This window comes from Jeongeupia naejangsanensis (assembly GCF_016865585.1).
Classification (GTDB): Bacteria; Pseudomonadota; Gammaproteobacteria; order Burkholderiales; family Chitinibacteraceae; genus Jeongeupia; species Jeongeupia naejangsanensis.
Window position 1 is genome coordinate 1 of the sequence record NZ_JAESND010000014.1, and the last position, 21,653, is coordinate 21,653.

22 protein-coding genes, 1 tRNA gene and 1 pseudogene are annotated in these 21,653 nt (G+C 66.6%); 16 read left to right on the forward strand and 8 right to left on the reverse strand.

Translation table 11 applies throughout. From position 1 onward, the window contains the following. The coding region (locus JMJ54_RS18140; protein WP_239000194.1) for a carbohydrate-binding protein at nucleotides 1-684 on the reverse strand (684 nt) is incomplete at its 3' end. Between the two features lie 95 nt (nucleotides 685-779). Next, nucleotides 780-1,508, reverse strand: coding sequence for a pseudouridine synthase (locus tag JMJ54_RS18145; protein WP_203539949.1), 729 nt, complete (start codon nucleotides 1,506-1,508; stop codon nucleotides 780-782). Nucleotides 1,509-1,563: 55 nt separating this feature from the next. Between JMJ54_RS18145 and rlmH the strand changes: the two genes are divergently transcribed. Beyond that, nucleotides 1,564-2,034, forward strand: coding sequence for a 23S rRNA (pseudouridine(1915)-N(3))-methyltransferase RlmH (rlmH, locus tag JMJ54_RS18150; protein WP_203539950.1), 471 nt, complete (start codon nucleotides 1,564-1,566; stop codon nucleotides 2,032-2,034). 256 nt (nucleotides 2,035-2,290) lie between these two features. Here the strand turns inward: rlmH and JMJ54_RS18155 are convergent, their stop codons facing one another. Continuing rightward, a complete protein-coding gene (locus JMJ54_RS18155; RefSeq protein ID WP_203539951.1) occupies nucleotides 2,291-2,665 on the reverse strand; it encodes a hypothetical protein in 375 nt (124 codons plus the stop codon). 286 nt (nucleotides 2,666-2,951) lie between these two features. Here JMJ54_RS18155 and JMJ54_RS18160 point away from each other — a divergent pair, with 286 nt between their 5' ends. Further along, a complete protein-coding gene (locus tag JMJ54_RS18160) occupies nucleotides 2,952-3,542 on the forward strand; it encodes a Maf family protein (RefSeq protein WP_203539952.1) in 591 nt (196 codons plus the stop codon). 94 nt (nucleotides 3,543-3,636) lie between these two features. On the opposite strand, the gene JMJ54_RS18165 is transcribed toward JMJ54_RS18160, so the two are convergent. After that, a complete protein-coding gene (locus JMJ54_RS18165) occupies nucleotides 3,637-4,401 on the reverse strand; it encodes a pseudouridine synthase (protein WP_203539953.1) in 765 nt (254 codons plus the stop codon). Between the two features lie 40 nt (nucleotides 4,402-4,441). Continuing rightward, nucleotides 4,442-5,641, reverse strand: coding sequence for a nicotinate phosphoribosyltransferase (gene pncB / locus JMJ54_RS18170; RefSeq protein WP_203539954.1), 1,200 nt, complete (start codon nucleotides 5,639-5,641; stop codon nucleotides 4,442-4,444). A 13-nt stretch (nucleotides 5,642-5,654) separates the two neighbouring features. On the opposite strand from pncB, the gene JMJ54_RS18175 reads away from it, so the two are divergent. The 12 genes and pseudogenes from JMJ54_RS18175 to msrA all read left to right on the forward strand — a co-directional run bounded on the left by JMJ54_RS18175 (nucleotide 5,655) and on the right by msrA (nucleotide 16,881). Beyond that, on the forward strand, nucleotides 5,655-5,882 hold the full coding sequence (locus JMJ54_RS18175) for a hypothetical protein (protein WP_203539955.1): 228 nt from the start codon (nucleotides 5,655-5,657) through the stop codon (nucleotides 5,880-5,882). 37 nt (nucleotides 5,883-5,919) lie between these two features. Further along, the gene (locus tag JMJ54_RS18180; RefSeq protein WP_203539956.1) at nucleotides 5,920-8,247 is read left to right on the forward strand and encodes an extracellular solute-binding protein; all 2,328 of its coding nucleotides are present in this window, start codon (nucleotides 5,920-5,922) and stop codon (nucleotides 8,245-8,247) included. Nucleotides 8,248-8,394: 147 nt separating this feature from the next. After that, nucleotides 8,395-9,237 (forward strand): methylated-DNA--[protein]-cysteine S-methyltransferase, encoded by an 843-nt coding sequence (locus tag JMJ54_RS18185; RefSeq protein ID WP_203539957.1) that lies wholly within the window; start codon nucleotides 8,395-8,397, stop codon nucleotides 9,235-9,237. A 152-nt stretch (nucleotides 9,238-9,389) separates the two neighbouring features. Further along, a complete protein-coding gene (locus tag JMJ54_RS18190; protein ID WP_203539958.1) occupies nucleotides 9,390-10,091 on the forward strand; it encodes an ABC transporter ATP-binding protein in 702 nt (233 codons plus the stop codon). Further along, nucleotides 10,088-10,477, forward strand: coding sequence for a DUF2306 domain-containing protein (locus JMJ54_RS18195; protein ID WP_203539959.1), 390 nt, complete (start codon nucleotides 10,088-10,090; stop codon nucleotides 10,475-10,477). Before JMJ54_RS18190 ends, JMJ54_RS18195 begins: the two co-directional genes overlap by 4 nt. A gap of 18 nt (nucleotides 10,478-10,495) precedes the next feature. Further along, nucleotides 10,496-11,890: an ABC transporter permease gene (locus JMJ54_RS18200; protein WP_203539960.1), complete on the forward strand. Its 1,395-nt coding sequence runs from the start codon at nucleotides 10,496-10,498 to the stop codon at nucleotides 11,888-11,890. Between the two features lie 144 nt (nucleotides 11,891-12,034). Beyond that, entirely contained in the window at nucleotides 12,035-12,799 is a 765-nt protein-coding gene (locus tag JMJ54_RS18205; protein ID WP_203539961.1) for an outer membrane lipoprotein-sorting protein, read from the forward strand. Then, nucleotides 12,796-14,040 carry a hypothetical protein gene (locus JMJ54_RS18210; RefSeq protein WP_203539962.1) on the forward strand — a complete coding sequence of 415 codons (1,245 nt, stop codon included), beginning with the start codon at nucleotides 12,796-12,798 and terminating at the stop codon, nucleotides 14,038-14,040. The genes JMJ54_RS18205 and JMJ54_RS18210 overlap by 4 nt, the downstream gene beginning before the upstream one ends. 24 nt (nucleotides 14,041-14,064) lie before the next feature. Then, on the forward strand, nucleotides 14,065-15,123 hold the full coding sequence (locus JMJ54_RS18215) for a sensor histidine kinase (RefSeq protein ID WP_203539963.1): 1,059 nt from the start codon (nucleotides 14,065-14,067) through the stop codon (nucleotides 15,121-15,123). Next, nucleotides 15,120-15,854, forward strand: coding sequence for a LytR/AlgR family response regulator transcription factor (locus tag JMJ54_RS18220; protein ID WP_203539964.1), 735 nt, complete (start codon nucleotides 15,120-15,122; stop codon nucleotides 15,852-15,854). Before JMJ54_RS18215 ends, JMJ54_RS18220 begins: the two co-directional genes overlap by 4 nt. Nucleotides 15,855-15,940: 86 nt before the next feature. Continuing rightward, nucleotides 15,941-16,384 (forward strand): annotated as a pseudogene (msrB, locus tag JMJ54_RS18225) (peptide-methionine (R)-S-oxide reductase MsrB); the annotation flags it as partial. Then, a complete protein-coding gene (msrA, locus tag JMJ54_RS18230) occupies nucleotides 16,384-16,881 on the forward strand; it encodes a peptide-methionine (S)-S-oxide reductase MsrA (protein ID WP_203539966.1) in 498 nt (165 codons plus the stop codon). The pseudogene msrB and the gene msrA, both read left to right, overlap by 1 nt. Nucleotides 16,882-16,980: 99 nt before the next feature. Here the strand turns inward: msrA and JMJ54_RS18235 are convergent. The 3 genes from JMJ54_RS18235 to JMJ54_RS18245 all read right to left on the reverse strand — a co-directional run bounded on the left by JMJ54_RS18235 (nucleotide 16,981) and on the right by JMJ54_RS18245 (nucleotide 19,251). Further along, nucleotides 16,981-17,056, reverse strand: a tRNA-Met gene (locus JMJ54_RS18235). A gap of 139 nt (nucleotides 17,057-17,195) precedes the next feature. Beyond that, nucleotides 17,196-18,680, reverse strand: a complete 1,485-nt coding sequence (locus JMJ54_RS18240; RefSeq protein ID WP_203539967.1) for an aldehyde dehydrogenase family protein — start codon at nucleotides 18,678-18,680, stop codon at nucleotides 17,196-17,198. Between the two features lie 25 nt (nucleotides 18,681-18,705). After that, complete coding sequence (locus JMJ54_RS18245) at nucleotides 18,706-19,251, reverse strand: cupin domain-containing protein (RefSeq protein ID WP_203539968.1); 546 nt, start codon at nucleotides 19,249-19,251, stop codon at nucleotides 18,706-18,708. A 297-nt stretch (nucleotides 19,252-19,548) separates the two neighbouring features. Here JMJ54_RS18245 and JMJ54_RS18250 point away from each other — a divergent pair, with 297 nt between their 5' ends. Both JMJ54_RS18250 and JMJ54_RS18255 read left to right on the forward strand, forming a co-directional pair. Next, nucleotides 19,549-20,319, forward strand: coding sequence for a gamma-glutamyl-gamma-aminobutyrate hydrolase family protein (locus tag JMJ54_RS18250; protein ID WP_203539987.1), 771 nt, complete (start codon nucleotides 19,549-19,551; stop codon nucleotides 20,317-20,319). Then, nucleotides 20,316-21,644 carry a glutamine synthetase family protein gene (locus JMJ54_RS18255; RefSeq protein WP_203539969.1) on the forward strand — a complete coding sequence of 443 codons (1,329 nt, stop codon included), beginning with the start codon at nucleotides 20,316-20,318 and terminating at the stop codon, nucleotides 21,642-21,644. Before JMJ54_RS18250 ends, JMJ54_RS18255 begins: the two co-directional genes overlap by 4 nt. Nucleotides 21,645-21,653 lie beyond the last annotated feature (9 nt).

Sequence of the window (21,653 nt, forward strand, 5' to 3'; positions counted from 1 at the left end):
GGTCGGAACCGGGGTAGGTGCCGGGGTCGGGGCAGGCGTCGGTGTCGGAACCGGGGTAGGTGCCGGAGTCGGGGCAGGCGTCGGCGTCGGAACCGGGGTAGGTGCCGGAGTCGGAGCAGGCGTCGGTGCAGGAGTCGGAGTCGGCGTCACGCCGCCTTGCAGTTCCCACGGGCCGTACTGGTCGGCACCCGGAATGTTGTTCTGCGTCCACCACTTGGCCTTGTAGGTCTTGCCGCTGTAACTCACGCACTGACCGGCGGTGTAGACCGCCGTGCTCGACCACGCCGCGCAGCCGCTCGGCGTCGGTGCCGGCGTAGGAGCCGGGGTGGGCGCTGGCGTCGGTACAGGTGTGGGAACGGGCGTCGGCGCAGGAGTCGGCGCAGGAGTCGGCGCCGGCGTTGGTGCCGGTGTCGGCGCTGGCGTGGGGGCTGGCGTGGGGGCCGGCGTCGGTGCCGGGGTCGGGGTGCCGCTGGCGACCTTTGCCCACAGCGTCGGGGTCGAAGCCGGGTTCCAGTTGGCGCCGACGTAGGCGGTGTGGGTCACCAGCGCCTGGTAATCGCTACCGCTGTAAGACACGAACGTGCCGGCGGTGTAAGTCTGGCCTTCCTGCCACGCCGGGTAGGCGGCGTACGCCTGCGCCGTGACGGCGACCGCGAGCGCGGCCGCAATGCGGTGATATTGCATCGTCTCCATCCTCTTATGGGGCGCCGCTCGGACGGCGGCATGCCCGCGAGAATATGACGCGGAATGCAACGGGACGCTCGTCGCTGACAACCGGCCTAGCCGGACCAGATTGTCCGTAAGTTGCCCAGCGATGCTTGTGCAGTGCGGCATTCGTCACTGACGAACAGGCTGCCGGCGCAGGGCGGGCACAGGTAGGCGTGTGCACCGTCATCCCAGTCGAAGCCGAGCAGCGTGGCGTGCAGGTAACCGCGGTCAGCCTCGCTACCGCCATAGCGGGCGTCGCCGAGAATCGGTGCCGAAATGCTCTTCATCGCCACCCGCAACTGGTGGGTCCGGCCGGTGTACGGCTTGAGGGCATACAGCCGCAGCCCCGGCGAGACACTGGCGCTGACGAATCGCGTCCTCGCGAACAACGCGTCCTCGCGGGTCAGCCGCCAGTTGCCGCCACGGCCGGCCGCCATGCCGCCCTTGATCTCGCCCTGCTTCTTGGCCGGTTTGCGGTCGGACAGCGCCAGATACACCTTGTCCATCTCGCGCGCGGCAAAGCGCTCGCCGAACGCGCCGGCCGCATCGCTTGAAGTCGCCAGCACGATCAGCCCCGAGGTGATCGCGTCGAGCCGGTGCACCGGCCACAGTGCCGCGCCGTACAGATCACGAACGCGCTCGACCAGACCGGGAACGTCACCATCGCGGTGAAAGTGCAGACCGGGCGGCTTGTAGGCCACGACGAAATCCGCCACCACATGCAGCACGGCCGGTTGCCACGGGTCGGCCGGGGCAAGCCCGGCGGGCGCCGCCGGAAAGTCGGAAACCTGATTGGGCACCAAGGGGGAACTCGCAACGCGTAAAATCGGCCCATTTTACCGGCGGAACACAGCCATGAAGCTCATCATCATTGCCGTCGGCCACAAGATGCCCGGCTGGATCGAAGACGGATTCGGCGAATACCAGAAACGGCTGCCGCGCGAGTTCGCCCTGCAGCTGATCGAACTCAAGCCCGACAAGCGCGCCGGCAGCAAGACGCCGCAGCAGGTCATGGCCGAAGAGGCCGAGCGCATCCTCGCCGCGATTCCGCAGGGCGCGCGCGTGCTGGCGATGGACGAGCGCGGCGCCAACTGGACGACGATGGCGCTGGCCGAGAAGATGAAGGCCTGGCACGTCGACGGCCGCGATACGGTGTTCATCATCGGCGGCACCGACGGCCTCGACCCCAGCGTCAAGCAGCGCGCCGACCAGCTGCTGCAGCTCTCGGCCATGACGCTGCCGCACGGCATGGTGCGGGTGCTGCTGGCCGAACAGCTGTACCGGGCGTACTCGATCCTGCACAACCACCCCTACCACCGCGAGTGAGCCTGGACGGGTACGCAACTTGTTAGGCAACGCCAAGCGCACGTCGCCCGGCCGCTTTACGCTGCACGGCTGCCCGCGCTCGGCGTTGAAATCGGTTTTCCGGAAGGAAAATGGCAGTAATTCGACAGGGACTGCAGCAATCCGTTTCAATTGCGTAGCAATATGCCGACAGCAATACCGTATCGGTCGAATCAATGCGGCGGGCCGAATGAAATTCGCCCCACCGCCACCGTCATTGCATACCTCGCAATACAGGTCACTCCAGATAATCAATCAGGATTTTCGAGATTTTCCCGTCCAGCCCATTGACGTATTTGGTCGTAACAACGACATTGCCATTGTCGTAATTGGCGCTGCTATTAAAGCTGGGCACGATGACCGCGCCGGAGATGGGGCCCTTGATCAGGATCTTGGACCAGTCGTCGCCCTCGCTGGCCGACGGGCTGTCGTAGACCTTGATCAGAGTCATGCCGGGAATGCCTTCGAGCTTCAGCGAACGTGCTTCGTCATTGCTGAAGCCATGATCGCCGCTCTTGCAATCGATGTTGTAATTTGCGCCGCCATTCAGCGTATTACCCACCTGATCCTGAGTCGCGCCATTGCCTTCCCAAAAGGTGATTTTTCCTGCCATGACCATCTCCTATCAAACCGATTAACAATTGACTGAAAAAGTGGATTACCGGGTAATCCGATATCGATCCCCAGCAAAAATACTCTAGTACACGACCTTGGAAATTCTATCGGTATTGCACAAGAAAATTCTTACGCAATTTTCATGAATGAAACAGATATTCGCCCGACAGCCCCACCAATACTTTCAATGTTTTTTTAAAGTCAAAATCGATATAATTGCCTGCAAATCAGTTTCAGCCGACCGTGAGCCACGCCCCACGGCAGCACCCCCTCACAGGACCAGCATGACCGACCTCTACCTCGCTTCCGGCAGCCCGCGCCGCCGCGAACTCCTCGGCCACACCGGCGTCACGTTCGAGCGCATCAGCGCCGAGATCGACGAAACTCCGCTCGACAACGAACCCCCGCACGATTACGTCCGGCGCCTTGCTGCCGCCAAGGCCGAGGCCGGCTGGGCGGTGATGCTGGCGCAAGGGCTGGCGCCACGGCCGGTGCTCGCGGCCGACACCACGGTCGCACTCGGCAACGTCATCCTCGGCAAGCCGGCGGATGCGGTCGACGCGACGCGGATGCTGAAGCTGCTGTCGGGGACCACGCACGACGTGCTGACCGGCGTCGGCCTGCGTACCAGCGCCGGCGTCGACGTGGTGGTGTCGGCCAGCCGGGTGACCTTCATGGCGCTGAGCGATGCGCAAATCGCCCGGTATGTGGAAAGCGGCGAGCCGATGGACAAGGCCGGCGCCTACGGCATCCAGGGTCTGGGCGGGCTGTTCGTCGCCGATCTGGCCGGCAGCTTCACCGGTGTCGTCGGTCTGCCGCTGCATGACACGGCGCTGCTGCTGGGCCGCCATGGCCTTGGCCATCTGGCCGGCTGAGCCCCCGTCCACGCGGCGCGGACGAAAAAAGGGCGACCCGGTAGGTCGCCCGCAACTCTGCTCAACACAACGTCCCGCTGTGTATCGTCGACGCTTAACGCGCCGGCCGACTCTTGGTTGACACGGTCAGTGCCGCGACTTCGGCGGCACTCAGCATCCGCCACTGACCCTTGGCGGTGTCGCCCAGCTGCAGTGCGCCGATCGCGACGCGCATCAGCCGCAGCGTACCGACGCCGTGCGCTTCGAGCAGCCGGCGGATATGCCGGTTGCGCCCCTCGTCGAGCACGACCTCGAGCCAGGCGTGCTTCTCGCCGGCACGCAATACCTCGACGCGCTTGGCGAGCAGCTTCTCGCCCTTGTCGACGATGCCGGCGCGCATCGCAGCCAGCAGCGCGTCATCGGGCAGCCGGTCGATCTGCACGTGGTAGGTCTTGTCGAGGTGCGACGCCGGATCGGTCAGCCCGGCGGCCCAGCCGGTGTCGTTGCTGAACAGCAGCAGGCCCTCGCTGGCCTTGTCGAGCCGGCCGACCGGGCCGAGCCACGGCAGCGCCGCCCCGTCGAAACACTGGTAGACCGTGTCGCGACCCGCTTCGTCCGCCGCCGTGGTGACGAGGCCGCGCGGCTTGTTCAGCATCAGGTAGACGTGCTGGGTGGCAGCGACCTTCCGGCCGTCGACGCGCAACTCGTCGTCGGCGCGCACGCGCCGTTCCGGATCGGTAACGATCTTGCGGTTGACCGACACCCGCTTCTCGAGCACCAGCGCCTCGGCCTGACTGCGCGAACAGTAGCCAAGCTTGGAGAGCGTGCGGGCAAGGCCGAAGGTCGGCGTGGAAGGCGGCGGTTTGACGGGTCTTGGCATCGGAATTCGGTCAGCGGAGGAACTGGAGCAATAGGCCGGCTCAGCGCTGCAGGCTGAACACGTCGCCCAGATAGTTGAGGAAATTCACGTCCTCGCACATGCCCTTGCCCGGGGTGTCGCTGACCTTGGCGACCGGCTGGCCGTTGCAGTACAGCAGCTTGATGACGATCTGCAGCGGCGTCTGGCCGCAATCGTTGGACAGGTCGGTGCCGATGCCGAAGCTCGTCAGCGCGCGATCGGCAAAGTGCCGGTACAACGCAAAAGCGCGCGGCAGGTCGAGGCCGTCGCTGAACACCAGCTGCTTGGTCCACGGATCGATCTTCATCGCCCGGTAGTGGGCGATCGCCTTCTCGCCCCACGCATAGGGATCGCCCGAGTCGTGACGCAAACCGTCGAACAGCTTGCAGAAGTACAGGTCGAAATCGCGCAGGAAGGCGTCGGTGCCGACGACATCGGTCAGCGCGATGCCGAGGTCGCCGCGATACTCGTGCACCCAGTGTTCGAGCGCATTGCGCTGGAAATCGCGCAAACGCGAACCGAAGGACTGGAAGGCCTGCAGGTATTCGTGCGCCATCGTGCCGATCGGCGTCAGCCCGTAGCGCATCGCCAGCAGCACATTGCTGGTGCCGCGGAAATACGGCTGCGCCTCGCGCGCCAGCGTCGCGACGACTTCCTCGTGCCATGCACGCGAAAAGCGCCGGCGGGTGCCGAAATCGTAAAAGACGAAAGCGGAACGCTGCACCGGCTCGGCGGCGAAGTCGCGCAGCAAGGCGATCTTGGCAGCCAGCCGTTCACGACCGACCGCGAGCGCTGCCGCCTGATCGACGTGGCGGAAATACACCTCGTTGACGATGGCCAGGCAGTAGATCTCGAACAGCATGCAGTGGAGCATCGGCCCCTTGATCTGGATGCGCAGGCCGTCCGGATCGTCGTCGGGGACCGACACCGACACGAACTTGCGCTGCAGCTGGAACAGCCGCAGGAAGTCGATGAAGTCGGACTTGATGAAGCGCAGGCCGCCGAGAAAGGCAAGCTCGTCCTCGGCAAAGCGCAGCGTGCACAGCTGGTCGAGCTGGGCATCGATCTCGGCGATGAAGCGCGACAGCGGCACGTCGGGGAGGTTGCGGCACTTGAATCCGTACTCGGCACGGGCCTCCGGCTGATGGTGGAGGATCTCCTGCATCATGGTGAACTTGTACAGATCGGTATCGAGCAGCGAGACAATCACCGGCGCGGTCATCGGACATCCTGGTTTGGGCCAGCAGGAATTTTATGCCGCCGGGCGCATTACGGCCATGGTCGCGGTGGTGCATGGCCTTGGCTTTGCTGGCTTTATTTCAAGCGTCTTACGAAAAATGCACCATTTCGGCGCTTTTATGCTGCTTGAGTTAGATCAAGGTCACATTCTCGCAACATTGCTTACATCCTTGAGCGCCACGGCAAAACACAGGGTTAGAATGAATCGCATAAGTAAAGATTGATATTCGTCCGGTCCGGGACGAATGGGAGGAAACAACCATGTCGATGTGCCAACGCATTGCCGGCATCGCCAGCGCCATCGGGGTCGCCGGTTTCGGCGCCCTGCTCGGCTATCAGAGTATTGCCGGCGGCGCCCAGCCCGACGGCGTCGCGTGGACGATCGCCGTCGTCGCGCTGGCGCTGCTTGGCGGCAGCACCTTCTGGCTGGCGCGGCGCATGCTCAATCCGATCGCAGGCCTGCGCGACGCGCTCGATGCGCTGAACCGCGACGGCGACCTGTCGGTCCGTGCGCCGGAAGGCGCCGGCGACGCGGGCGAGATTGCCGCAGCGTTCAACCAGTTCGTCACCCGGCAGCAGCACGCGCTGCGTGAAGCCCAGCGCGAAATGGAAGCGCTGGCGATCAGCCTGCACGAGCTGACCGCGCTGACCGGCCAGATGGCCAAGGACACCCGGACGCAATCCGACTTCGCCGCCGCGTCGGCGGCGACGGTCGAAGAGATCACCGTCAGCATCAACCACATTGCCGAGCACGCCAACGATGTCGACACCACCGTGGCCGACACCAGCCGCCAATCGGCCGACAGTGCCCAGGCGGTCGAGCGCGTCACAGAGGAAGTCGGCCACGTGGCCACGGCCATGACCTCGCTCGGCGCGACGATGAACGGCCTGTCGAAGAGTTCGCAGGAAATCGGCAGCATCATCGGCGTGATCCGCGACATCGCCGACCAGACCAACCTGCTGGCGCTGAACGCGGCGATCGAAGCCGCCCGCGCCGGTGAAGCCGGCCGCGGCTTTGCCGTGGTCGCCGACGAAGTGCGCAAGCTCGCCGAGCGCACCGGCCAGGCCACCGTCGAGATCGCCAAGCGCATCGAAACCGTCGGCAAGGAAACCCAGAGCGCCGTCGACAACATGGCCTACACCTCGCAGCGCGTCGGCCAGAGTGTCGAGCGCGCCGGCGAGGCCCGCACGCACATGCTGCAGATCGCCGAACAGATGAACCACGTCGTCGACGTGGTACGCGAAATCGCCGACGCGACGCGCGAACAGTCGTCGGCCACGACGACGATGGCGCAGTCGGCCGAGCAGATCAACAGCATGGCGCAGGCCACCGACTCGGCGCTGCACAACGCCAGCCAGTCGCTGACCGCGCTCGACGAACGTGCGGCCAAGGTGCTCGAGATCGTCGGCCGCTTCCAGCTGGCCGACATCGAAGTCCAGCACGGCTGGATGGCATCGAGCGAAGCCCGCGCGGTGTCCGAAATCAAGGCGCTGCTCAACGCACAGGGCCACCACTGGAAGGACGCCAGCGGCGGCGCCAACCCGACCGAAACGCTGCAGCGCCGCATCAGCCAGGGCGACGCGCCGACCGCGGCGGCCATCGGTGGCGTGAAGATCCAGAACTGGGCGCGCGACGGCGTCTGCGCCGACCTGACCGGCGTCGCCCGCGACGAACGCTGGTCCAGCTCGCTGCCGGCGGTGTTCGACGCAATGATCCAGCACGACGGCCGCTACGTCGCCGTGCCGCTCGGCGTCGCCCGCACCAACATGCTCTGGGTCAACGCCGGCATCGTCAAACGCCTCGGCCTGACCGCGCCGCGCACGTGGAACGACTTCTTCGCGATGGCCGACAAGCTCAAGGCCGCCGGCATCCCGGCACTGGCGCACTCGGAACAGAGCTGGCAGGTCGGCACCGTGTTCGAAGCCGTCGCGCTCGGCACCGGCGGTACGCCGTTTTACCTGTCGGCATTCAGCAAGCTCGACCCGAGCGCACTGACCGGCTCGCAGATGATCACCGCGCTGGAAACGCTGAAGCGCCTCAAGTCCTACATCACGCCGGACTCGGTCGGCCGCGACTGGAACCTTGCCACTGCCGACGTCATGAACGGCCGCGCCGCCATGCAGCTGATGGGCGACTGGGCCAAGAGCGAGTTCACCCAGGGCGGAAAGGTGCAGGGTACCGACTACCTGTGCTGGCCGGCACCGACCAACAGCGGCGACTGGTGCTTTGCCGCCGACACGCTGACGATGTTCAGGCAGACCGACCCGCGCCGCGCCGCCGCGCAGCGCGACTTCGTGTCGCTCTTGATGAGCCGCGAAGGCCAGGAAGCGTTCAACTTCCACAAGGGCAACATCCCGGCGCGCACCGATGTCGATCTCGGCCGCTTCGACGACTACTCGCGCCAGTCGGCACGCGATTTCGCCAGCGCCGCGCAGTCGGGCGTGCTGGTGCCGTCGTGGGCCCACAACATGGCGATGCAGGACAACGTTCGCCTCGGCTTCTTCGACGTGATCGAAGCGTACTGGAAGGACGACCGGATGACCGCCGCCGACGCCGCCCGCCGGCTGGCCGACGCAGCGCGCCGCTGAACAACAAGCAGTTAACAACCCCGCACTGCTTTGAAGCCCGTCTCCGGACGGGTTTTTCTTTGGCCGCGATCCGGCCGCAAGAACCGGGAAGCGCGCAGCACCCGGCCGCGCAATGCTATAAGCGTCGTATCCGCCCCGGAGCCCCCCATGTCCGCCAACGTGTCGTCCGCCATCGAAACCCTGATTGCCGCCGCCTGCCGGCAGATCGATGCTGCCGAAACACCGCCGCCGCTGGCCGAGCTGGCGGCAGTGGCGGGCCTGAGTCCGTGGCACTTCCACCGGCAGTTCAAGGCGCTGACCGGCGTCACGCCGAAGGCCTACGCCGCCGCGCAGCGTACCCGCCGGGTCCAGGCCGCACTGGCGGCCGGGCGTTCGGTCACCGACGCCGTGTTCGACGCCGGCTTCAACGCCACCAGCCGTTTCTACGCCGGTGCAGAAGCCACGCTCGGTATGGCGCCACAGCGGTTTCGCGCTGGCGGCAGCGGCGAGGAAATCCGCTTCGGCATCGGCCAGTGTTCGCTCGGCGCGCTGCTGGTCGCCGCCACGCGCACCGGGCTGTGCCGGATCGAACTCGGCGACGACGCCGACACCCTGCTGCAACGCCTGCAGGACGTGTTTCCGAAAGCCGTGCTGATCGGGGGCGATGCCGAGTTCGAAGGCTGGATGGCGCGCGTCGTCGGCCTGATCGACGCACCGGAAATCGGCGCCAGCCTGCCGCTGGACATCCGCGGCAGCGCGTTCCAGCAGCGTGTGTGGCAGGCGCTGCGGGCGATTCCGCCCGGCGATACCGCCACTTATGCCGAGATCGCCGAGCGCATCGGCCAGCCGGCAGCGGTGCGCGCCGTCGCCAATGCCTGCGGCGCCAACCCGCTCGCGGTGGCGATCCCCTGCCACCGCGTCGTGCGCAGCGACGGTGGCCTCGGCGGCTACCGCTGGGGGCTGGCCCGCAAGGAAGCGTTGCTGGATCGGGAGGCGTTGCAGGCCGGCTGACCAGGATTGCATCCGGCTTCGTGCCTGCGGGCCCGGACAATTCGTCGGCGCCGGCTGCATTTCGTCGCAGCCGGTGACGCCCGGTCACATGACACGGTAATCCCCTCGCCCAGCGTTTAGATTGAAGCCAGTCCACCGCTGCGAGAACCGTGATGAATCCCGTTGTGCTGCATGGCGTCGGCAAGCGCTACCGGCTCGGCCAGGTCGATGTCCCCGCGCTGACCGGCATCGATCTCGAAATCCATCCCAACCGTTTCACCGTGCTGTCCGGGCCATCGGGCAGCGGCAAGACCACGCTGCTGAACCTGATCGGCGGCATCGACCGCCCCGATGGCGGCCGGGTCGTCGTCGACGGCCAGGATCTGGCGCAGCTCGACGACGACGCGCTGTCCGATTTCCGTGCCCGCCGGCTCGGCTTCGTGTTCCAGAACTTCAACCTGCTGCCGGTGCTGACGGCGTTCGAGAACGTCGAGTACCCGCTGCTGCTGACCGGCGCACCGAAGCCCGAGCGCCGCCGCCGGGTCGACGAGCTGCTCGCCGCGGTCGGCCTCGCCGACAAGGCCCACAGCCGGCCGAACCAGCTCTCGGGCGGCCAGCGCCAGCGCGTCGCGATCGCCCGGGCGCTGGCGACGAGTCCGCAACTGGTGCTCGCCGACGAGCCGACCGCCAACCTCGACAGCCACACCGGCGCAGCAATCCTCGCGCTGATGCGGCAGATGCAGCGCGATTACAAGGCCAGCTTCGTGTTCTCGTCGCACGACCCGCAGGTGCTGGCCCAGGCCGACGACGCCGTGCACATCCGCGACGGCGTGATCACCGAGGTCGTTCGCGACCTGAGCCACCGCCTGCCATGAGCGCCATCCTGACTCCGATCGGCGGGCTCCACCTCGCCACCGCCAGCTGGGCGATGCTTGCCGGCGGCGTGCAGCTGGCGCTGCCCAAGGGCGGTGACCGGCACCGCTGGCTCGGACGCAGCTGGGTGCTGGCGATGCTGGTGGTCGCGCTGTCGTCGTTCGGTCTGGGTGCCGCGCCCGGCCGGGTCGTCGGCTTCGGCCCCATCCACCTGTTGTCGCTGTGGGTACTGTGGTGCTTGTGGGCCGCGATCGTCCGGGTCCGCGCCGGCCATATCGCCGCGCACCGCCGCTACGTGATCGGCGCCTACATCGGCACCGTCGTCGCCGGGCTGTTCGCGGTCTTCGGACCGGACCGCTGGCTGCACCACACCCTGTTTGCCCTCTGATTGCCGCCGAGATCCGAAATGAACACATTGCAACTGGCTGCGCGCAACCTGGCCCGCAACCGCCGCCGCTCGATCACCACGCTGTTCGCGATGATCGTCGGTGCCATCGCCATCCTGCTGTTCGGCGGCTATGCCCGCAACATCGACCTCGGCCTGCAGACCGGCTTCGTCCAGCGCAGCGGCCACCTGCAAGTGCAGCACAAAGACTACTTCCTGTTCGGCACCGGCAACCCGGCGGCCTACGGCATCGCCGGCTACGGCCGGCTGATCGCGGCGATCAAGGCCGATCCGCAGCTGGCACCGCTGGTCACCGTGGTAACGCCGACGCTGAGCCTCGGCGGCATTGCCGGCAACTACGCCGCCGGCGTGTCGCGCACGGTGATCGGCAACGGTGTCGTCATCGACGACCAGAACGTGATGCGGCGCTGGAATGACTACGGCTTCGTGCTGACGCCGAAAACGCTCAAGCTCACCGGCACGCCCGAGCAGGCCGCGGTGATCGGCCGCGGCGTCGCCCGCGTGCTGCAGCTGTGCGGGCCGCTCAAGGTGGCCAACTGCCCGTCGCCGCAGCCGGCGAAACAGGACGGCGCCGACGCACCGGCCGACATCACCGCGCTCGCCGCCGACACTGCCGGGGCGTCGGGCGCCGGATCGCCGCGCACGGCCAACCAGGTCGAACTGCTCGCAGCCAACGCCCACGGCGCGCCGAACGTCGCCCGGCTCGACGTCGTCGCTGCCGAGGCGCAGGGCGTGAAGGAACTCGACGACCTGTACGTGCAGCTGCATTTCGGCGCGGCACAGAGGCTGATCTACGGTGCCGACGCACCGAAAGCGACGGCGATCGTCGTGCAACTGAAGCACAGCGCCGATCTGCCGGCCGCACAGCAAAGGCTGACCGCCCTGCTCAAACAAGTTGCACCGGACCAGCCGCTGGCGGTGCTCGATTTCGCGACACTGAACCCGAGCTACGGCCAGATCGTCGGCATGTTCGGCGCGATTTTCGGCTTCATCGCACTGCTGATCGGCGTGATCGTGCTGTTCACCGTCGGCAACACCATGAGCATGGCGGTGATCGAGCGCACCACCGAGATCGGTACCTTGCGCGCCATCGGCCTGCGCCGGGGCGGCGTGCGGCGGCTGTTCGTGCTCGAAGGCCTGCTGCTCGGCCTCGTCGGCAGCGGTCTCGGCGTGCTGGTCGCGCTGGCGCTGGCGTGGCTGATCAACCACGCCGGGCTGACCTGGCTGCCGCCGGGCAACGTCGAACCGGTGCCGCTGACCGTCCGCGTCTGGGGCGAACCGCGGATGATCGTGCTGACCGCGATCGGCCTCAGCCTGATCGCCGCAATCTCGGCATGGTGGCCGGCAAGGCGTGCGGCCAGACTGGAAATCGTCGACGCCCTGCGTCATGTCTGAATTGGCGGCTGCGCCTGCGCATCCCGGCTTCATCCGATGCTCGCAATCCTCATGGACCTCATGTCCATTCCGGTTGCTGCGCTTCGGGTGAAACCGGCCCGCTTTGGCTCGCTCGCCACTTGAACAAACCTCCGGAACCATGCCATGAAGCCGCTACTTGCAGTCGCAACCCTGGTCGTCGCTGCCCTCGCCCACGCCGCCCCCGACGCACAGGCGCTGCTCGCCGCCAGCGATGCGGTGCGCAATCCGGACAAGCCGTTCGGGCTGACGACGACGCTGATCGAGTACCGCAACGGCAAGCAGACCGACACCAGCACGCTGGCCGTGTATTCGAGTGCCGACGCGAACAGCGGCCAGTTCCGCAGCCTGCTGCGCTTCATCGCGCCGAAGCGCGACGCCGACAAGCTGATGCTCAAGAGCGGCAACGACCTGTGGTTCTACGATCCGGCCAGCAAGGCGACGATCCGCATCTCGCCGCAACAGCGGCTGCTCGGTCAGGCGGCCAACGGCGACGTCGTCACCGTCAACCTCGCCGGCGACTACAGCGCCAGCGTCGCCGCCGAGGAGGATGTCGGCGACGGCGACAAGCAGCAGCGCCACGCCTACAAGCTCGAGCTGAAAGCAAAGACGCCCGACGTCACCTATCACCGGATCGAGATGTGGATCGACGCAGCGAACAAGCAACCGGTGAAGGCACGCTTCTACGCCGAGAGCGGCAGCCTGCTCAAGACCGCCTACTACCGCCGCTACCAGCAGCAGCTCGGCGTGAACCGTCCGACCGAAACGGTGATCATCGACGGCCTCGACCCGAACTGGGTGACGGTGATGCGCTTTGCCGACTACGCATGGCGCGACGTGCCGGAAAGCTGGCTGCAGCGCGACTTCCTGCCGAGGTTCAAGCCGCAATGAAGTCCCTGCCGCTGGCCCTGCTGCTGGCCGCCGCCGTCGCGCACGCCGATGGCGGCGATGCCGACGCGCTGGCGCTCGCCGATGCGACCGCCGATGCGCAAACGGCAACGCGGGACTGGCGCTTCCTGACCGAACTTGCCGGCGCCAGCGCGCAATACCGTTTCAACGACCAGCCTGCCGAAGCCCGGCTGTCGCTCGATGGCCGGATCGACCGGCGCTTTCACGACGACTGGCGCTTCGTGTTCGCTGACCGGCTCGACCTGCGCAGCACCGGCGGCCACCAGAGCAGCGTCAACACGCTGAAGGAGCTGTATCTGGGCTGGCAGCCGGACACCGACCTGCTGCTCGACCTCGGCCGGATCAATACCCGCTACGGCGCCGGCTTCGGCTACAACCCGACCGACTTCTTCAAGGTCGGCGCGCTGCGCTCGGTCACGTCGGTCAACCCGGCCAGCCTTCGCGAGAACCGCCTCGGCAGCGTGATGCTGCGCGGCCAGAAGCTGTGGGACGGCGGATCGCTGACGGCGATGTATTCACCGAAGCTCGCCGACAGTCCCAGCGACGACGCGTTCAACCCGGACTGGGGCGCCAGCAATCCGCAGGACCGCTGGCTGCTTGCGGTCAGCCAGTCTTTTGGAAACGATCACGGCGGCAACCTGAACCCGCAACTGCTGCTGTATCACGATGCCGACACCACCCAGCTCGGGCTGAACTGGAGCGTGCTGCTCGGCGACGCCACCATCGTCTACGCCGAATGGGCCGGCGGTCGCCAACCAAGCGTTGCCGGCCGCGCCGCCGGCATCGACGACACCGCCTTCCGCAACGCGGCCAGCACCGGCCTGACATGGACCGCTGCAGCCAAGGTGACGCTGACGCTCGAATACCAGTACGACGGCGCCGCGCTCGACGATGCCGGATGGAGCGCGCTGCGCAGCGGCCCGCTCCCGGCCTATGTGCGCTACCGCCAGCTCGCCGCGCAGCGGCAGGACCTGACCACGCGTCACGCGGCGATGCTGTACGCGCAGTGGCAGGACGCGCTGATCCGGCACGTCGACCTCAGCGGCTTCGTCCGCCAGGACCTGATCGACGACAGCCGGCTGTCGTGGCTGGAAGCGCGCTGGCACGGCGACGATACCGACATCGCGCTGCAATGGCAGTACGATGCCGGCGAGACCCGCAGCAATTACGGCGGCCTGCCGCAGCGGCAGATCTGGCAGGCGCTGCTGAGCCACTATTTCTGAGCCCCCGTTCACGGTCGAAACCGAATGACATCGTTCCGCTTCCGCAGCTGTTCCGCCGACATGCATCCGCAGCCGTTCTGGCACGAGCTCGGGCTGCTGTTCGTCGTCAACCAGGTGATCGCCCTGCTGCTGACGACGATGGGCGGCCCCGGCAGCCTGTTCGACAACGTCGTGATCGCCAATGCGATCGGCGCGTCGATCTGGGCACTGTACGAGCTGGCCGGCGCGTTCGGCCTGCCCAAGGTCCTCAGCCACGTTGTCGCGACGCCGCTCGGGTTGTGGTCCGGCTTCAAGCTGGCGACGCTGTTCGGCGTCCATGACGTCACCGCGCAACTGACTGATCCGCTCGGCAACTGGCGGCTGTTTGCCAGCTGCCTGCTGCTGGCCGGCACGGCAACGCTGGTGATCGTGCTGTACTTCCGCGCCGCGCGGGACCGCGCCGCACTGGCTGCCGAACAGCGCCGCGCCGCCGAACTGCATCAGGCCGAAACCGCCGCGCAGCTGGCGCTGCTGCAGGCGCAGATCGAACCGCACTTCCTGTTCAACACGCTTGCCAACGTCCGCAGCCTGATCGCCGCCGACCCGCCGCTGGCCCAGACGATGCTCGACCACCTGAACGGCTATCTGCGCGCCAGCCTCGGCCGCACGCGCCGGCCGCGGGCCCGGCTGGCCGACGAGCTGCAGATCGTCGAGCCGCTGCTGGCGATCGCCGCGATCCGGCTGCAGGCACGATTGCGCTACCGGATCGACGTGGCCGAAACGCTGCGCGATGCACTGCTGCCGCCACTGCTGCTGCAGCCGCTGGTCGAGAACGCGCTCGAACACGGCATCGAAGCGGCCGTCGACGGTGGCGAGATCGTCGTCAGCGCCCGCAACAACGACGGCCTGCTGACGCTGACCGTCCGCGACACCGGGCTCGGGCTGAACGCCGAAGGCAACGGCGACGGCATCGGTCTGGCCAACGTACGCCAGCGCCTTGCCAGCCTGTACGGCGAGCAGGGCCGGCTGGCGCTGTACCCGAATCCGCCGCGCGGCGTGATCGCCGAACTGACGCTACCGCTGCAAAGGGAGCCGCAGCCATGACGACCGCACTGATCGCCGACGACGAACCGCTGCTCGCCGCCAGTCTGGCCGCGCGGCTCAAGGCGCTGTGGCCGGCACTGGACATCGTCGCCGTCGCCGCCAACGGTGTCGAAGCCGTCGCCGCGCTGAACGCGCACCGGCCCGACCTCGCCTTTCTCGACATCCGCATGCCAGGGCTGACCGGGCTGCAGGTTGCGCAGGCGGCACGGGATACCCGCGTCGTTTTCGTCACCGCTTACGACGAGTACGCCTTGAGCGCGTTCGAACACGCGGCGATCGACTATCTGCTCAAGCCGGTCGACGACGTGCGACTGGCGCAATGCGTGAGCCGGCTGCAACGCCAGACTCAGGCACCGCCCGACCTTCAGGCCGCGCTCGCGGCTTTGAATCCGGCCCCGGCGGCAAGCAGCCTCGCGTGGCTGACCGTCGGCCTCGGCGACACCACCCGGCTGGTGGCGCTCGACGAGGTGCTGTATTTCGAGGCCAGCAACAAGTACACCAACGTCGTCACCGCGACCGAGCGCCACCTGATCCGCACACCGCTGAAGGACCTGCTGCCGCAGCTCGATCCGCAGCGCTTCGCCCAGGTGCACCGGGCGGTCATCGTCAATCTCGGCGCCGTTGCGCGCATCCATCGCGACCTGCTGGGCCGGCAGCAGGTCCATCTGAAACAGTGCGCCGACGTGCTGCCGCTGTCGCGCGGCTTTGCCGGCCGCTTCCGGCAGATGTAACGCTGCGCTGTCATATTCGTCGCGGTCATCCGACTATCGGGTGTTCGTCTTACAATGAGGCGATCGATCGGCGACCACTGGAGAAAGACATGACCGACTACCGCAAGACCCCGGAAGCGCTGGCGCGACTGACGCCGGAGCAATTCCGCGTCACCCAGCAAAGCGGCACCGAGCGGCCGGGCAGTGGCGAGTACCTGCACAACCACGAAGCGGGCATTTACGTCGACGTGGTGTCGGGTGAACCGCTGTTCGCCTCGAGCGACAAGTTCGAATCCGGCTGCGGCTGGCCCAGCTTCACCCGACCGATCGCCAACGTCACCGAACTGCGCGATACCACGCACGGCATGATCCGTACCGAGGTGCGTTCGGCCCACGGCGACAGCCACCTCGGCCACGTGTTCGAGGACGGCCCGCGCGATCGCGGCGGTTTGCGCTACTGCATCAACTCGGCCTCGCTGCGCTTCGTCCCGCGCGAGGACATGGTGGCGCAGGGCTACGGCGACTATCTCGACCAAGTGGAGGACATCTGATGAGCGAACGTGCCATTCTGGCCGGTGGCTGCTTCTGGGGCATGCAGGACCTGATCCGCAAGCTGCCGGGCGTGCTGTCGACGCGGGTCGGCTACAGCGGCGGCGAGGTTGCCAACGCCACCTATCGCAACCACGGCAGCCATGCCGAAGCGATCGAGATCGTCTTCGATCCGGAAAAGATCAGCTATCGCCGGCTGCTCGAATTCTTCTTCCAGATCCACGATCCGAGCACGCCGAACCGGCAAGGCAACGACCGCGGTACGTCGTATCGCTCGGCGATCTTCTACGTCGACGACGCCCAGCGCAGCGAGGCGCTGCGCACGATCGCCGATGTCGACGCCTCGAACCTGTGGCCGGACAAGGTCGTCACCGAAGTCGCGCAGGCCGGCGACTTCTGGGAAGCCGAGCCCGAGCACCAGGACTACCTCGAGCGCTTCCCGAACGGTTACACCTGCCACTTCCCGCGCCCGGACTGGGTGCTGCCAAGGCAGGGCTAGCGGCATCAGGGGCCCATGCTTGGCATGGGCTCCGCGTGTCACCGAACGCGGAAATGCAAAAAGCCCAAGCGTTCGCTTGGGCTTTTTGTCGAGTATTTCTGGTTGCGGGAACAGGACTCGAACCTGTGACCTTCGGGTTATGAGCCCGACGAGCTGCCAACTGCTCCATCCCGCGACAGAGAAGCCAGTATATTTCAGCACTTCGTTGCTGTCAACGGCTTTAGCAAAAAATGTTCCATCGTCCTGATTGGCAACGTCGCCAGCCGGGGCTGCGTCAGTAAGGCATGCAGTGCGCAGGCCACCGTGTTCGTGGCTCAATCATGCAGCTTGATCAGCGTCGACTTGAGTTCGGTGTACTTCTCCAGCGCATGCAGCGATTTGTCTCGACCGTTGCCCGACTGCTTGTAGCCACCGAACGGCAGGTTCTGGTCGCCGCCCTCCTCGTAGCAATTGACCCAGACCGTGCCTGCGCGCAGCCGCCGGGCAGCGAGATGCGCCGTGCTCAGGTCGCGCGTCCAGACCGCCGCCGCCAGTCCGTAGTCGCTGTCGTTGGCGATCGCGATCGCTTCGTCGAGCGTGTCGAACACGATGACCGAACACACCGGGCCGAAGACCTCCTCGCGCGCGATCCGGTGCGCGGGTTCGGCCGCGAAAATCGTCGGCTCGATGAAGTAACCGGTCCCGGCATGCACAGCCTCGCCACCGGCGATCAGCGTCGATTCGCGCCGCGCTGCGGCGATGAAATCCAGCACCCGCCGGTACTGAAGCTCGTCGACGATGGCGCCCATCTGCGTTGCCGGATCGAGCGGGTCTCCGGGTACGTAGCCGCGACTGGCCTCGCGCAAGGCATCGACGAAGGCCGGGTAGATGCTGCGCTGGACGAGCACGCGCGAGCCGGCCGAACACATTTCACCCTGATTGAAGAACACGCCGTCTGCAGCCGCACGCGCCGCCGCGCCGAGATCGGGGTAATCGGCCAGGATGATGTTCGGCGATTTTCCGCCCAGCTCCAGCCAGACCCGTTTCAGGTTGGATTGCGCCGCGCACTGCATGATCTGCCTGCCGGTGGCAGTCGAGCCGGTAAAGCTGATGCAGTCGACATCCGGATGCAGCGCCAGCAGCCGGCCGGCGTCGCCACCGCCGGGAACGACGTTGAAGACGCCGTCGGGCACACCCGCCTGCCGGGCCAGCGCGGCGATGCGGATGGCGGAAAGCGGCGATTTCTCCGACGGCTTGAGGATGACCGAATTGCCGGTGGCCAGCGCCGGAGCGAACTTCCAGCTCGCCATCAGCAAGGGGAAATTCCACGGCACCACCGCCGCAACGACGCCGACCGGCTCGCGCGTGACCAGTCCGAGCAGATTGCCCGCCAGCGGCGGAACCTCGCCCCCGATCTTGTCGATCGCCTCGGCGCACCACTGCACCGCATAGGCCGCAGCGGCGACATCGACACCCAGTGCGTGGCGGACCGGCTTGCCGGTATCCAGACTCTCGAGCAGCGCCAGTTCGTCGGCGTGTTCGCGCAACAGCGCGGCAAAGCGCAGCAGCACCCCCTTGCGCGCGGCCGGCGCCATCCCGGCCCAGCGGCCATCACCGAACGCCCGCCTTGCCGCGGCGACGGCGGCATCGATCTCGGCCTCGCGGCAATCGGCCACCTGCGCCAGCACCTGGCGGGTTGCCGGATTGGCGGTGTCGAAGTGGCGCGCAGCATCGACATGGACACCGTCGATGAAGGCACGGCCCTCGATCTTCAGTGCGGCGGCACGATCCTGCCAGTCGCGATGGGTGAATCCGGTCATGCCGACCTCCGGTCTGGGCAACGATTCAGAAGCTGGGGGGTGAATTGGCACTGATGACTTCGGCCGCTTCGTCACCCGGATTGCGGAAACGGTGCGGCAGGGCACTGGGGAAATAGTAGCCGTCACCGGCTTGCAGCATGTGGATCTGGCCATCGACAGTCAGCTCGACTTCACCGCACACGACGACGCCGCACTCCTGCCCCTGATGCAGCAGCATGCCCGCGCCGGTGTCGGCGCCCGGTTCGTAACGCTCGCGCAGCAGGCTGATCTGGCGGTCGGGCTGGCCCGAACCGATCAGCCGCATCTGTACGCCGGGGCCGCCAAGGTCGGGCTGGTCGGCGCAGCGGTAGACATAACTCGGCGCCGCAGCGGGCAGCTCGAAGGTGAAGAACTCGGCCAGCGACATCGGCAGGCCTTCGAGCACTTTCTTCAGCGAGCTGATCGACGGGCTGACGCGGTTCTGTTCGATCAGCGAGATCGTCGCATTGGTCACGCCGGCGCGCTTGGCCAGCTCGCGTTGCGACAGGCCCTGCCGACCGCGCACCAGTTTGAGGCGCTCGCCCACGTCCATGACGCCTCCGGCATCAAAAATAATCAACACCCAAGTGCAATGCGGCAAGACCGTCACCCGGTTGCCGCCCGACGCGTGGCGGAGCATGTGGCGGTTTCTGGTGCATTGCAGCGATCAGCCGCCACCCCACGCACCTGCATCCCCAGTCTTCATCAAATGATCGCCACCAGACCTTGTCAAATATTTTTTACGTTTCCTAGACTGGAATTGCAGCGTCTCCGCAGCGATCGGTACGGAGACGCCTCCTTGCGATTTCAAATCGAGGCGCGCCGGACGTTGTTGCCGGCCGTACAGATCATGGCCCTGCCCGTCATTGGCATTCCCTGCTGTCGCTGGTGGCTCAACGACACCCAGTTCTTCCACCTCGTCACCGAAAAGTACGTCGAAGCCGCGAAAGGCGCCGGCGGTCTGCCGCTGCTGATTCCGGCACTCGGCGACACGATCGCGGCCGGGGAGATCCTCGCCCATGTCGACGGTCTTTTGCTGACCGGCAGCCCGTCCAACATCGAACCGCACCATTACGGCGGCCAGCCGGTCGAGGGCGATTTCAACGATGCCCGGCGCGACGCGACGACGCTGCCGCTCATCCGTTCGGCCGTCGACGCCGGCGTACCGGTGCTCGGCATCTGTCGCGGCTTCCAGGAAATGAATGTCGCCTTCGGCGGCAGCCTGCATCAGGCCGTTCATGCGCAACCCGGCCTGCTCGACCATCGCGAGCCGAGCGGCAATCTGGACGAGCGTTACGGCCCGGCCCACGAGGTGGCACTGGTCGAGGGCGGCATGCTGCACGCGCTGTTCGGCCGGACCTCGGCCCGCGTCAATTCGCTGCACAAGCAGGGCATCGCCACGCTCGGGAGCGGCCTCGTCGCCGAGGCCCATGCGCCCGACGGCCTGATCGAGGCATTCCGCGTTGCCGACACCCGGGGTTTCGCGCTTGCGGTGCAATGGCACCCGGAGTGGAAATACTGGGAGAACCCGCTGTCGCAGGCCCTGTTCGCCGCCTTCGGCACGGCCTGCACCCAACATGCGCGCGCTTCCAGACACATCGAGCCCCGGAGGCAAGCATGAGCGTACTGAGCGACTGGCTGCGCGAATACCGGATCACCGAGGTCGAATGCATCACGCCGGACTTCACCGGCATCGCCCGCGGCAAGATCGTGCCGCGCGAGAAATTCAGCGAAGACGAAGGCATGCGCCTGCCGCAGGTGGTACTGGTGCAGACGGTGACCGGCGAATACGCCGAGCACATCATCCCGGACACCGATCCGGACATGGTCCTGCTGCCCGACCCGAGCAGCATCCGCCTCGTGCCGTGGGCCAAGGACCCGGTCGCGCAGGTGATCCACGACTGCTATTACCACGACGGCAGCCCCGTCCCGATCTCGCCGCGCCACGTGCTGCGCAACGTGCTCAGGCTCTACGAGGCCCGCGGCTGGGAGCCGGTGGTGGCACCGGAGATGGAGTTCTACATCGTCGACGTCAACCGCGATCCGGACGTGCCGCTGCAGCCGCCGGTCGGCCGCACCGGACGCCCCGAAACCGGCCGCAAGGCGTATTCGATCGATGCGGTCAACGAGTACGACGACCTGTTCGAGGACGTCTACGACTATTGCGATGCCCAGCACCTGCAGATCGACACGCTGATCCACGAAGTCGGTGCCTGCCAGATGGAGATCAACTTCCTGCACGGCAACGCGCTCGATCTGGCCGACCAGGTCTTCCTGTTCAAGCGCACCGTGCGCGAAGCAGCGATCCGCCACAACATGTATGCGACCTTCATGGCCAAGCCGATGGAAAGCGAGCCGGGCTCGGCAATGCACATCCACATGAGCGTCATCGACAAGGCCACCGGCAGGAACGTGTTCTCGGACGACGACGGCCAGCCGAGCACGCTGTTCCACCAGAGCATCGGCGGCATGCAGAAGTACTTCCCCAAACTGATCGCGCTGTTCGCGCCCTACGTGAACAGCTATCGCCGTCTGGTACGGCACACCGCCGCGCCGATCAACGTGCAATGGGGCTTCGACAACCGCACCTGCGGCATCCGCGTGCCGCATTCGGCACCGGCAGCACGACGGATCGAAAACCGGCTGCCCGGCGTCGACTGCAATCCCTACCTCGCGCTCGCCGGCACGCTGGCGGCGGCCTATCTCGGCATCGTCGAACAGCTGGTACCCACCGATCCGCTGACCGGCAATGCCTACGGCCTGCCGTTCGCGTTTCCGCACGGCCTCGACGATGCGATCCAGGTCCTCGGCGACTGCCCCGCTGTTTCGGACGTGCTGGGCGAACCGTTCATCAAGGCCTTCTGCGCGGTCAAACAGGCCGAGTACCACGAGTACGCCCGCGTCATCAGCCCGTGGGAACGCCGCCACCTGCTGTTGCACGTCTGAACCGGAGCC

Excerpts from the sequence above, each read along its gene's own strand:
- JMJ54_RS18195 (WP_203539959.1), top strand. The coding sequence starts at position 10,088 with ATGAGCGCCATCCTGACTCCGATCGGCGGGCTCCACCTCGCCACCGCC.
- JMJ54_RS18205 (WP_203539961.1), top strand. The coding sequence starts at position 12,035 with ATGAAGCCGCTACTTGCAGTCGCAACCCTGGTCGTCGCTGCCCTCGCC.
- JMJ54_RS18255 (WP_203539969.1), top strand. The coding sequence starts at position 20,316 with ATGAGCGTACTGAGCGACTGGCTGCGCGAATACCGGATCACCGAGGTC.
- JMJ54_RS18240 (WP_203539967.1), bottom strand. The coding sequence starts at position 18,680 with ATGACCGGATTCACCCATCGCGACTGGCAGGATCGTGCCGCCGCACTG.
- rlmH (WP_203539950.1), top strand. The coding sequence starts at position 1,564 with ATGAAGCTCATCATCATTGCCGTCGGCCACAAGATGCCCGGCTGGATC.
- JMJ54_RS18185 (WP_203539957.1), top strand. The coding sequence starts at position 8,395 with ATGTCCGCCAACGTGTCGTCCGCCATCGAAACCCTGATTGCCGCCGCC.
- JMJ54_RS18215 (WP_203539963.1), top strand. The coding sequence starts at position 14,065 with ATGACATCGTTCCGCTTCCGCAGCTGTTCCGCCGACATGCATCCGCAG.
- JMJ54_RS18220 (WP_203539964.1), top strand. The coding sequence starts at position 15,120 with ATGACGACCGCACTGATCGCCGACGACGAACCGCTGCTCGCCGCCAGT.
- JMJ54_RS18180 (WP_203539956.1), top strand. The coding sequence starts at position 5,920 with ATGTCGATGTGCCAACGCATTGCCGGCATCGCCAGCGCCATCGGGGTC.
- JMJ54_RS18250 (WP_203539987.1), top strand. The coding sequence starts at position 19,549 with ATGGCCCTGCCCGTCATTGGCATTCCCTGCTGTCGCTGGTGGCTCAAC.
- JMJ54_RS18200 (WP_203539960.1), top strand. The coding sequence starts at position 10,496 with ATGAACACATTGCAACTGGCTGCGCGCAACCTGGCCCGCAACCGCCGC.
- JMJ54_RS18155 (WP_203539951.1), bottom strand. The coding sequence starts at position 2,665 with ATGGCAGGAAAAATCACCTTTTGGGAAGGCAATGGCGCGACTCAGGAT.
- JMJ54_RS18210 (WP_203539962.1), top strand. The coding sequence starts at position 12,796 with ATGAAGTCCCTGCCGCTGGCCCTGCTGCTGGCCGCCGCCGTCGCGCAC.
- JMJ54_RS18190 (WP_203539958.1), top strand. The coding sequence starts at position 9,390 with ATGAATCCCGTTGTGCTGCATGGCGTCGGCAAGCGCTACCGGCTCGGC.
- JMJ54_RS18245 (WP_203539968.1), bottom strand. The coding sequence starts at position 19,251 with ATGGACGTGGGCGAGCGCCTCAAACTGGTGCGCGGTCGGCAGGGCCTG.
- JMJ54_RS18160 (WP_203539952.1), top strand. The coding sequence starts at position 2,952 with ATGACCGACCTCTACCTCGCTTCCGGCAGCCCGCGCCGCCGCGAACTC.
- msrA (WP_203539966.1), top strand. The coding sequence starts at position 16,384 with ATGAGCGAACGTGCCATTCTGGCCGGTGGCTGCTTCTGGGGCATGCAG.
- pncB (WP_203539954.1), bottom strand. The coding sequence starts at position 5,641 with ATGACCGCGCCGGTGATTGTCTCGCTGCTCGATACCGATCTGTACAAG.
- JMJ54_RS18165 (WP_203539953.1), bottom strand. The coding sequence starts at position 4,401 with ATGCCAAGACCCGTCAAACCGCCGCCTTCCACGCCGACCTTCGGCCTT.